The 9,206-nt window shown below is 72.3% G+C and carries 10 protein-coding genes, 1 pseudogene and 1 riboswitch; of the genes and pseudogenes, 5 read left to right on the plus strand and 6 right to left on the minus strand.

What is annotated here, in order from left to right; genetic code table 11:
* The 4 genes and pseudogenes from ABY44_RS01240 to cobG all read right to left on the minus strand — a co-directional run.
* Nucleotides 1-919, minus strand: a pseudogene (locus ABY44_RS01240) (cobalamin biosynthesis protein CbiG); the annotation flags it as partial.
* Nucleotides 916-1,650: a precorrin-2 C(20)-methyltransferase gene (locus tag ABY44_RS01245; protein WP_060172217.1), complete on the minus strand. Its 735-nt coding sequence runs from the start codon at nucleotides 1,648-1,650 to the stop codon at nucleotides 916-918. The pseudogene ABY44_RS01240 and the gene ABY44_RS01245, both read right to left, overlap by 4 nt.
* Entirely contained in the window at nucleotides 1,647-2,273 is a 627-nt protein-coding gene (locus ABY44_RS01250) for a precorrin-8X methylmutase (RefSeq protein WP_060172220.1), read from the minus strand. Before ABY44_RS01250 ends, ABY44_RS01245 begins: the two co-directional genes overlap by 4 nt.
* On the minus strand, nucleotides 2,266-3,630 hold the full coding sequence (gene cobG, locus ABY44_RS01255; RefSeq protein WP_081079539.1) for a precorrin-3B synthase: 1,365 nt from the start codon (nucleotides 3,628-3,630) through the stop codon (nucleotides 2,266-2,268). The genes ABY44_RS01250 and cobG overlap by 8 nt, the downstream gene beginning before the upstream one ends.
* Before the next feature lie 106 nt (nucleotides 3,631-3,736).
* Nucleotides 3,737-3,927, minus strand: a riboswitch (cobalamin riboswitch).
* 142 nt (nucleotides 3,928-4,069) lie between these two features.
* On the opposite strand from cobG, the gene ABY44_RS01260 reads away from it, so the two are divergent.
* From ABY44_RS01260 to cobM, 5 genes are all read left to right on the plus strand, one after another.
* Nucleotides 4,070-4,366, plus strand: a complete 297-nt coding sequence (locus tag ABY44_RS01260; RefSeq protein ID WP_060172222.1) for a hypothetical protein — start codon at nucleotides 4,070-4,072, stop codon at nucleotides 4,364-4,366.
* A gap of 134 nt (nucleotides 4,367-4,500) precedes the next feature.
* Nucleotides 4,501-5,763, plus strand: coding sequence for a bifunctional cobalt-precorrin-7 (C(5))-methyltransferase/cobalt-precorrin-6B (C(15))-methyltransferase (locus ABY44_RS01265; RefSeq protein WP_060172224.1), 1,263 nt, complete (start codon nucleotides 4,501-4,503; stop codon nucleotides 5,761-5,763).
* Nucleotides 5,763-6,851 carry a cobalt-precorrin-5B (C(1))-methyltransferase gene (locus ABY44_RS01270; protein ID WP_060172226.1) on the plus strand — a complete coding sequence of 363 codons (1,089 nt, stop codon included), beginning with the start codon at nucleotides 5,763-5,765 and terminating at the stop codon, nucleotides 6,849-6,851. Before ABY44_RS01265 ends, ABY44_RS01270 begins: the two co-directional genes overlap by 1 nt.
* Nucleotides 6,848-7,579: a cobalt-precorrin-6A reductase gene (locus ABY44_RS01275; RefSeq protein WP_027787405.1), complete on the plus strand. Its 732-nt coding sequence runs from the start codon at nucleotides 6,848-6,850 to the stop codon at nucleotides 7,577-7,579. Before ABY44_RS01270 ends, ABY44_RS01275 begins: the two co-directional genes overlap by 4 nt.
* Nucleotides 7,580-7,622: 43 nt before the next feature.
* Nucleotides 7,623-8,351, plus strand: coding sequence for a precorrin-4 C(11)-methyltransferase (gene cobM, locus ABY44_RS01280; protein ID WP_060172228.1), 729 nt, complete (start codon nucleotides 7,623-7,625; stop codon nucleotides 8,349-8,351).
* On the opposite strand, the gene ABY44_RS01285 is transcribed toward cobM, so the two are convergent.
* Nucleotides 8,352-8,498, minus strand: a complete 147-nt coding sequence (locus ABY44_RS01285) for a hypothetical protein (protein ID WP_155637884.1) — start codon at nucleotides 8,496-8,498, stop codon at nucleotides 8,352-8,354.
* Between the two features lie 171 nt (nucleotides 8,499-8,669).
* A partial coding sequence (locus ABY44_RS01290) for an MFS transporter (protein ID WP_431640754.1) occupies nucleotides 8,670-9,206 on the minus strand: 537 nt, incomplete at its 5' end.

The following is a 9,206-nucleotide window of genomic DNA, read 5'->3' on the forward strand; positions in this document are numbered from 1 at the left end:
ATGCGATGCCGTTCGTCGTGGCCCGCAGCGTGTGCACGACACGCAACGCGCGGCCAAGCAGCGCGGCCGCATCCGCCGGTGCGCCGCCGTCACCGTCGCCGTCTGCATCGACGAAACGAAGCGGCACGTCGAGCGTGTGCGCCGCATCCTCCAGCGCGGCATCGCCGATCGCCGCCGCGGGCGCCACGATGGCCGCGAGCGCCAGCCGGGCGAGCCCCTGCGCGTCGAGCGATGCCGCGATGCGCGCCGCGAGCGCGCCGTCCGCGCGAATAGCGTGCGCATCGACGCCCACCACCACGCTGCGCGGATGAATCACGAGCTCGTCACGCGTGCCGCGCCAGGCTTCGGGCGTCACGCGGATCGCATGCGCCGCGGCGTCGTCGCGCGGCAGCGCGACATCGTCGAGCCACGGCGCCGCGCCGTCGATGCGCGTCGACGCACCCGCGAGCAGATCGGACACGAAGCGCTTGCCCTGGGCAAGATCGGCGAGTGCATAGCCTTCCGGCGGATTGAGCACGCACGCGCCGAAGCGCAGTTCGCCGCTCGTCGTGATCGCCGGCGCGACGCCGACGCAGGCAGCGATTTCGCGCGCCATCACGTTGACGCCCGTCAGCCCGCCGAGCAGCGGCACGACCGCCGAACCGTCTTCCGCCACCGCGAGCACGGGCGGTTCGACGCCCTTGTCGGCAAGCGCCGGAGCGATGCAGCGGATCACGATGCCGGCCGCGCACAGCGCGACGATCGGCAGGCCGCGTGCATAGAGTTCGCGCAAGTGCGCGCCGAGATCGTCGAACGGCACGTCGGCGGCGACGCGCGATGCGAGGCCGTGCACGCGCGCCCCCGGATAACGCGCCTGGATGCGCCGTGCGGTATCGAGCGCGCCCGCGCCGAGGATCACGATCGCGGGCGGGGTCGTCATCCTTGCCATTTTTCCCCCGGCACGACGAGCAGCGAGAAATACGGCGACGCCATCGGATCGACTTCATCGAGCGGCACGATGCGCTGGCTTGCCATCGTCGCGCGCTCGACATACAGCGCGCGCTTCGCGAGCCCCAGCTCGTCGAGCACGCGCCGCACCTTGTCGAAATTGCGGCCGAGCTTCATCACGACGGCCGCATCGGCCTGCGCGAGCCGCGTGCGCAACTCGTGCTCGGGCAGCACGCCCGACAGCACCGACAGGCTCTGGTTGCGATAGACGAGCGGCTGGCCGAGCACGGCGGTGCCGCCGAGCATCGCGCATACGCCGGGGATCACCTCGGTGTCGTAGCGCGGCGCGAGGCGGTCGTGCAGGTACATGTACGAGCCGTAGAAGAACGGGTCGCCTTCGCAGATCACCGCGACGTCGCGCCCCGCATCGAGGTGCGCACCGACGACCCCGGCGGCCGTGTCGTAGAAATCGGCGATCACCGTCTCGTAGCAGAGCGGCGGCGGCAGTGCCTCGGTCGTTACCGGATAGACGAGCGGCAGTTGCGTCTGCTCGTCCCGCAGGTGCGCCTCGACGATGCCGTATGCATTGCCTTTCTTGCCCTTCGCGACGAAATATGCGACCACGGGCGCGGCCTGCAGCACGCGCAGCGCCTTGATCGTCATCAGTTCGGGATCGCCGGGGCCGACGCCGACCCCGAACAGGCGTCCGCGCGCGGTCGTCATTCGACCTCCGTCGCGAGTGCGTTGACCGCCGCAGCGGCCATCGCGCTGCCGCCGCGGCGGCCGAGCAGCGTGATGTACGGGACGCCGCGGCTGTCGGCATCGAGCAGCGCCTTCGATTCGGCCGCACCGATGAAGCCGACCGGGAAACCGAGGATCAATGCGGGGCGCGGCGCGCCGGCGTCGATCATGTCGAGCAGATGGAACAGCGCGGTCGGCGCATTGCCGATCACGACGACGCTGCCGGCGAGCTGCGGACGCCACAGTTCGAGCGCGGCGGCCGAACGCGTGTTGCCGAGATCCCGCGCGAGATCGGGCACTTCCGGCTCGCCGAGCGTGCAGATCACGCGGTTGCCGGCCGGCAGCCGCGCGCGCGTGATGCCTTCGGCGACCATGCGCGCGTCGCACAGGATCGGCGCGCCGGCCGCGAGCGCCGTGCGGCCCGCCGCGCCGGCACCGGCCGAGAAGCGCAGGTCGTAGACGACGTCGACCATCCCGCACGCATGGATCACGCGCACCGCGAGTTTCTCGAGGTCGGGCGGAACCTGCGACAGGTCGGCCTCGGCGCGGATCGTCGCGAACGACTGGCGGTAGATTTCCTGCCCGTCGCGAATGTAGTCAAGCATCGGTGGTGTCCTGGCTGTGCCGCGCGCCCGTCAGTCGGGCCGCGGCCTGGTCAATCGTCAGATGGCGCGCGAGCGGGGCGCCGAGGCCCGCGGCCGCATCGCGCCGGTAAAGGTCGTAGTGCGCGGGCGCAACCGCGACGAGCGTGTGCGTCGCGGGATGCGGCAGCGCGCAATGGCGCTCGCAGCCGGTCAGGTGCACGTCGACCGCATGGCCGATGCGCGCGGCGAGCGCGAGCGCGTCGTGTTTCGTGTCGGCGCGCGCTTTCGCGCAGCCCGCGCTGCCGGTGCACGCGACGAGCGACGCCAGCGGGTCGGACGACGCGCAGACGAGGCCGAGCGACGCCAGCGCATCGAGCGTGGCCGGCGCGCGTTCACGCGGGACGCGATGCATGAACACGCCTTGCCAGGGCGTCATCGACAGCGTGCCGTCGCCGTCGGTTTCGGCCAGCGCGGCGAGCCGTTCCAGTTGCGTGGCGTCGAGCCGGCCGAGCGGGAATTGCGCGCCGACGTGGCAGCGCGCGGCATCGCGCGACGGATGTACGCCGAAACGCAGTGCCGGATCGGTGCGCGCGCGGCGCCAGCCGGCGAGCGCCGGATCGGCCGCAAGCGCGAACGGCACATAGTGCTGTGCGCGTTCGAGCAGCGCGCGTTCGCCGCAGGTCGCGAGCAGGGCACGCATCCGCGTGACGTCCGCCGGCGCGAGATCGAGGAACGCGAGCAGCAGCGCGCGGACCAGCGCGACGCCTTGATCGGGCGCGACATCGACCGAGGCCGGTCGGTCGTCGTGCGCGACCGGCGGGCAGCCGGCCAGCCCGGCCGCGATGCGCACCGCACCGTCGCCGCGACGCCACGCGGCGAACCAGATGTCGTGCGGATGATCGAGCGCCGCAACCGATTCGCCGCCGTCGAGCTGGATCGAGAATTTCGGCGACAGCTCGCCACGGCGCGGCTCGCGCGCCAGCATGTCGAGGAGCGGCGCGGCGAGCGCGCGGCTGTCGACGAGGGCGGCGGGGTCGTCACCGGCGAGCGGGCTGAGCATCACGTTGCGGACGTCGTCGCTCGCGGCGAGCGCGGCGGTATCGGCGACGGCATCCGCGGTGGCGTCGACGGACGGGCCGAGGCCCGCGTCGAGCAACGCGCGTATCAGCGCGTCGGCCGCGTCGTCGCGAATGCCGCGCAGCTGGAGATTCGCGCGATTGGTCGCGTCGATCGCACCGGAGCCGCAGGCACGCGCGGCGGCGGCGATCGCGCGCGCCTGACGCGCATCGAGCCGGCCGCCGGGCAGTTTGATCCGGCACAGCCCGCCGTCGGCGGCCGCGACCACGCGCACGAGCCCCGGGCAAGCCGACGGGCGCACGACGGGCGACGCAGGAATCGAATCGGGTGCGGAACTCACGGGGTACCGGGGCAGTGTCGCGCCGCGGCCAACGCGTCGGTACACCCCGCCCGACGCCGACTGGCACGCACGCACTTTCTGGCCGGCAGGTCTCCTGGCTGACAGGTCGGCGCCGGCTCCCGGCCTTCCCGGTGAAACCAGTGGCATGAGGGGGAGATCGGCTCGCTGTCTACAGTTGCGGGGGCAGCCACAGCGGCGCGTGGGGCGCCCTGTGTTCCCTCTTCGGCCCCGAAGGGCACCGGCGAACGAACGGCCGTAGGATACCCGATTTTCGCGACGATCCGGCATCGGCGGTGCGTCGCGCAACCGCGTCGCAGCATGGCCGCAGACGGTTTTGCGCTGTCTCGCAAATGGTAGGATTGGCGCCTCGACATCAGATCGGCGACCGCCGGCATCCGCCATGAAACTCGGCAGGACGGAACTGTTCGGCATGGGCATCGCACTGGGCCTGCTGGCCATCCCCGCATGGGTCCTGCTCGCGTGCGTGCTGATCCCGCTTGCACCGTCGGCCGAGTGGCCGAAGAATGTCGGGCTCGCCGGCCTCGGCGTGCCGATCATCGCGGGCGGCACGCTCCTGTACAGGAAAAGCGGGGCGCGGCCGCTCATGTGGCTGCTGCTCGGCTGGCTGCTGATCGCGTCGATCGGCGGCATGGTTCTGGCCTTGCTGACGTTTGTCGTCGGCGTGCCGCTCGGGTGACGTCGCCGCTGCATCGCACCGAAGGGCGTGCGTGGCGCGAAAGCGGATCGGGATCAGCAACGAATCAACGCGCGGCGCCCCGGCAGCCGCGCATCGCAACAAACGGGATGGAATCGAACGATGGGGAAGGGTGCATGACGGCGTGGCTGACGGTAGTGGGCATCGGCGACGACGGTTACGCGGGGCTCGGCCGCAGCGCGCGCCGCGCGCTGCTCGACGCGACGCTCGTCGTCGGCGCGAAGCGGCATCTCGACATGCTGCCCGCACGGCTGCCGGCCGCGCGCGAAGCGTGGCCGTCGCCGTTCGACCTTGCGGGCGTGCTTGCACGGCGCACGTCGCCCGTCTGCGTGCTCGCCAGCGGCGACCCGATGCTGTTCGGCGTCGGCGCCACGCTCGCGCGCTCGCTGTCCCCTGACGAATGGCGCGTGCTGCCCGCGCCGTCGTCGCTGTCGCTGGCGGCCGCACGCCTCGGCTGGGCACTGCAGGATGTCGGCGCGGTTTCGCTCGTCGGCCGTCCGCTTGCGGCGCTCGCGCGCCACCTGCTGCCGGGCCGTCGCCTGTTCGTGCTGAGCGCCGACGGCCGGACGCCTGCCGCCGTCGCGGCCGAACTCGTCGCACGCGGCTTCGGGCCGACGCGCATCAGCGTGTTCGAGCATCTGGGCGGCCCGCTCGAGCGGCGTCTCGACGGGCTCGCGCAGGACTGGCGCGTCGCCGAAACGGCCGCGCTCAATCTGGTCGCGCTCGACTGCCGGGCCGGCCCCGACGCGCCGCGCCGCGCGCTCACGCCCGGCCTGCCCGACGATGCGTACCGCCACGACGGCCAGCTCACCAAGCGCGACCTGCGTGCGATGACGCTCGGCCGCCTCGCGCCCGTGCCCGGCGAGCTGCTGTGGGACGTCGGCGCCGGCAGCGGCTCGATCGGCATCGAATGGATGCGCGCGCATCCGTCATGCCAGGCGATCGCGATCGAAGCGCATGCGGAGCGGCAGCGCTTCATCGAGCACAACCGCGACGCGCTCGGCGTGCCGGGCCTGCAACTCGTCGCGGGCCGCGCGCCCGAGGCGCTCGCGGGGCTCGCCGCGCCCGACGCGATTTTCATCGGCGGCGGGGCGACCGCGGCCGGCGTGCTCGACGCGTGCTGGGCATCGCTGAAGCCCGGCGGCCGGCTGGTCGCGAACGCGGTCACGCTGCAGGGCGAGCTGGCGCTCGCCGCATGGCGCGAGACGCATGGCGGCACGCTCACGCGCGTGTCGCTCGCGCATGCCGAGCCGCTCGGCCGCTTCGACACCTGGCGTCAGCCGCTGCCGGTCACGCTGTACGACGTGCGCAAGCCGGACACGGCCGACATGGCCGACACGGCGGCTTCGCCGGCCACGACGCATACAACGGACGCGTGATGCGCGACGAAACCCCCGAACAGCCCGCGCCGCTACGCTTCGGCTACACGACCGGCAGTTGCGCGACCGCGACGTCGCTCGCCGCCGCGCGGCTGCTGCTCGCGGGGCGTGCGGACGACGCGGTCGAGATCGTGCTGCCGAAGGGGCAGCGCGTGATGATGCGGCTCGAGTTCTGCCGGACGACGGCCGACGGCGCGGAAGCCGGCACGATCAAGGATGCCGGCGACGATCCGGACGTCACGCACGGCGCGCTGATCTTCGCGCGTGTCGCGCTCGCGGCGGCGCCCGGCGTGCGTTTTCATGCGGGGCCGGGCGTCGGCACGGTCACGCGCGCGGGGCTGACGCTGCCGGTCGGCGAACCGGCGATCAACCCGGTGCCGCGCCAGATGATGACGACGCACCTGGAAGCGCTGGCGGCCGAGCACGGTTATGCGGGCGGCTTCGACGTGACGATCGGCGTCGAGGGCGGCGAGGCGCTCGCGCTGAAGACGATGAACCCGCGCCTCGGCATCGTCGGCGGGTTGTCGATCCTCGGCACGACCGGCATCGTGCGGCCGTTCTCGTGCTCGGCCTACATCGCGTCGATCCACCAGGGCATCGACGTCGCGCGGGCGAACGGCATCACGCATATCGCCGCGTGCACGGGCAACGCAAGCGAGGATGCGATGCGCGCGCACTACCACCTCCCCGACATGGCGCTGATCGAGATGGGCGATTTCGCGGGCGCGGTGCTCAAGCACCTGCGGCGCGCGCCGGTCGCGCGGCTGTCGATGTGCGGCGGCTTCGGCAAGCTCAGCAAGCTCGCGGCCGGCCATCTCGACCTGCACAGCCGCCATTCGAGCATCGACCTGCCGCTGCTCGCGCAGTGGGCGGCCGAGGCCGGCGCCAATGACGCGCTGCAGGCGGCGATGCGCGCCGCGAACACGAGCCAGGAAGCGCTGAAGCTCGCGCACGCCGACGGTGTGCCGCTCGGCGATCTCGTCTGCGCGCACGCGCTGCGCGTCGCGCGCGACATCGTGCCGCCGTCGGTTGCGGTCGAGATGTTCGCGATCGACCGGCAGGGCCGCTTCGTCGGGACAGCGCGATGAGCGCCCGCATCCTGCTGCTCGGCGGCACCGGCGACGCACTGAAGATCGCGCGCGCGCTCGGCCCGCATCATGTCTATAGTCTCGCCGGCCTCGGCAAGACACCCGACGACTTGCGCTGCGACGTGCGGGTCGGCGGTTTCGGCGGCGCGGCCGGGCTGGCCGCGTATCTGCGCGACGCCGGCATCGGCCTCGTGATCGACGCGACGCATCCGTATGCCGCGCAAATCAGCGCGAATGCCGCCGCCGCGGCGCGTGAAGCGGGCGTGCCGCTGTGGGCGCTGCGCCGCGCGCCGTGGTCGCCGCAACCCGGCGACGACTGGCGCATGGTCGACGACTGGGCCGGCATCGAAGCCGCGCTCGCGCCGTTCCGGCGGCCGCTGTTCACGCTCGGCCGCGAACCGCTCGCACATCTCGACGCGATCCCGCCGCACCAGTTCTGGCTCGTGCGCTGCCTCGACCCGCATCCCGGCAACGCGCGTGCGCAGGTCGTCGCCGCGCGCGGGCCGTTCACGCTCGACGGCGAGCGCGCGCTGTTCGCGCTGGCGGGCATCGACGTCGTCGTCAGCAAGAACAGCGGTGGCGCGGCCACCGAAGCCAAGCTCGACGTCGCGCGCGAACGCAGGCTGCCGGTCGTGATGCTGCGCCGGCCGCCGCTGCCCGACGCCGACCGCGCGTTCGACTCGGCCGCGGCGCTCATCGACGCGCTCGATCCGGCCGCGCGCGCATGACGCCGCGCGGCCGGTCATCCCATGAATTGACGGAGATTTTTCGATGACGGTGTATTTCATCGGCGCGGGCCCCGGCGACCCGGAGCTGATCACGGTGAAGGGCCAGCGCCTCGTGCGCACGTGCCCGGTGATCCTGTATGCGGGTTCGCTGGTGCCGGCCGCCGTGCTCGACGGCCATCGCGCGGAGCAGGTCGTCAACACGGCCGAGCTCGACCTCGATGCCATCGTCGCACTGCTCGCCGCCGCGCACGCGAAAGGGCAGGACGTTGCGCGCGTGCATTCGGGCGACCCGTCGCTGTACGGCGCGATCGGCGAACAGATCCGCCGTCTCAAGACACTCGGGATACCGTACGAAATCGTGCCCGGCGTGACGGCCACGGCCGCATGCGCGGCGACGCTCGGCGTCGAGCTGACGCTGCCCGGCGTCGCACAGACGGTGATCCTCACGCGCTTCGCGGGCAAGACGACGATGCCGGAAGGCGAAGCGCTCGGCTCGCTCGCCGCGCACCGCGCGACGCTCGCGATCCATCTCGGCGTGCGCCATCTCGCCCGCATCGTCGACGAAGTGCTGCCGCATTACGGCGCCGATTGCCCGGTCGCGGTGATCTATCGCGCGAGCTGGCCGGACGAAGAACGCGTGACCGGCACGCTCGCCGACATCGTCGCCAAGGTGCAGGGCACGCAGATCGAGCGCACCGCGCTGATCCTGATCGGGCGCGTGCTCGACGCCGAAGGGTTTGCGGATTCGACGTTGTACGCGAGTGCGGGTTGATTACGCACGGGCGCGGCGTTCGCGCAGGTGCGTGCAGAGCGCCGCGTCGATCGTGATCGCACCGCCGGCGAAGTAGATCGGCGTGGCCGATTCGCCGAGGATCAGGATCGACGCGGCGATGCCGACGACGGGGGGCGGGTTGAGCACGACCACGCTCCAGTACGATGCGTTGCCGCGCGCGCCGCGAACGTTGCTTCCGGGCCAGAGTCGACGATGTGCGTTCGGTGTCGCGCGTGCAGTCGCGCCGCAGTCAATCACAAGGACCTTGCTGAGCGGCGGCCGCAGCCGAACGGCAACGGCTGTGTTCCCCGTCCCGCGCTAGGCACGCGCAACACGCCGCGCGAGCCGCGGTGCAAACCCCGCGGCCAGCGCGAACAGCGCGACACACAGGCAGGCCATCGCGACCCATGCGGGCGTCAGGTCCGCGAGATGCTGGCGCACGATGCCGGCCGCGAACGGAAACAGCCCGGCGATCAGGTAGCCGATGCCCTGCACGAACCCCGTCAGCGACGCGGCATCGGCCGGCGTCGCCGCATGATCGACCGTGACGATCAGCGACAGCGGAAATAGCGCGCCGATCCCCGCGCCCATCAGCAGCGCGGCGGGCAACGCGAGCGCTTCGGGCGCGGCCAGCATCACCAGCAAGCCGACGAACAGCGACGCGATCGCCGCATGCAGCGCCGGCCGGCGATCGGGCAGGCGGTCGATCGTCGCCGAGATCGTCAGGCCCGCGACGACCTCCGCGAGCGTCACGCCGCCGAGCAGGCTGCCGGCCGCCGTCGGCGACCAGCCGAGCCGCATATAGTAGGACGGCAGCCACGCGAGCACGAGCGTGTACGCGCCGGTCGCGATGCC

Source organism: Burkholderia sp. ZZQ-2 (assembly GCF_050768715.1).
GTDB classification, from domain to species: Bacteria; Pseudomonadota; Gammaproteobacteria; order Burkholderiales; family Burkholderiaceae; genus Burkholderia; species Burkholderia cepacia.

Coding starts and splice junctions, on each gene's coding strand:
- ABY44_RS01245 (WP_060172217.1), bottom strand. CDS start 1,650: ATGACGACCGCGCGCGGACGCCTGTTCGGGGTCGGCGTCGGCCCCGGC.
- ABY44_RS01250 (WP_060172220.1), bottom strand. CDS start 2,273: ATGCTTGACTACATTCGCGACGGGCAGGAAATCTACCGCCAGTCGTTC.
- ABY44_RS01260 (WP_060172222.1), top strand. CDS start 4,070: ATGAAACTCGGCAGGACGGAACTGTTCGGCATGGGCATCGCACTGGGC.
- ABY44_RS01265 (WP_060172224.1), top strand. CDS start 4,501: ATGACGGCGTGGCTGACGGTAGTGGGCATCGGCGACGACGGTTACGCG.
- ABY44_RS01270 (WP_060172226.1), top strand. CDS start 5,763: ATGCGCGACGAAACCCCCGAACAGCCCGCGCCGCTACGCTTCGGCTAC.
- ABY44_RS01275 (WP_027787405.1), top strand. CDS start 6,848: ATGAGCGCCCGCATCCTGCTGCTCGGCGGCACCGGCGACGCACTGAAG.
- cobM (WP_060172228.1), top strand. CDS start 7,623: ATGACGGTGTATTTCATCGGCGCGGGCCCCGGCGACCCGGAGCTGATC.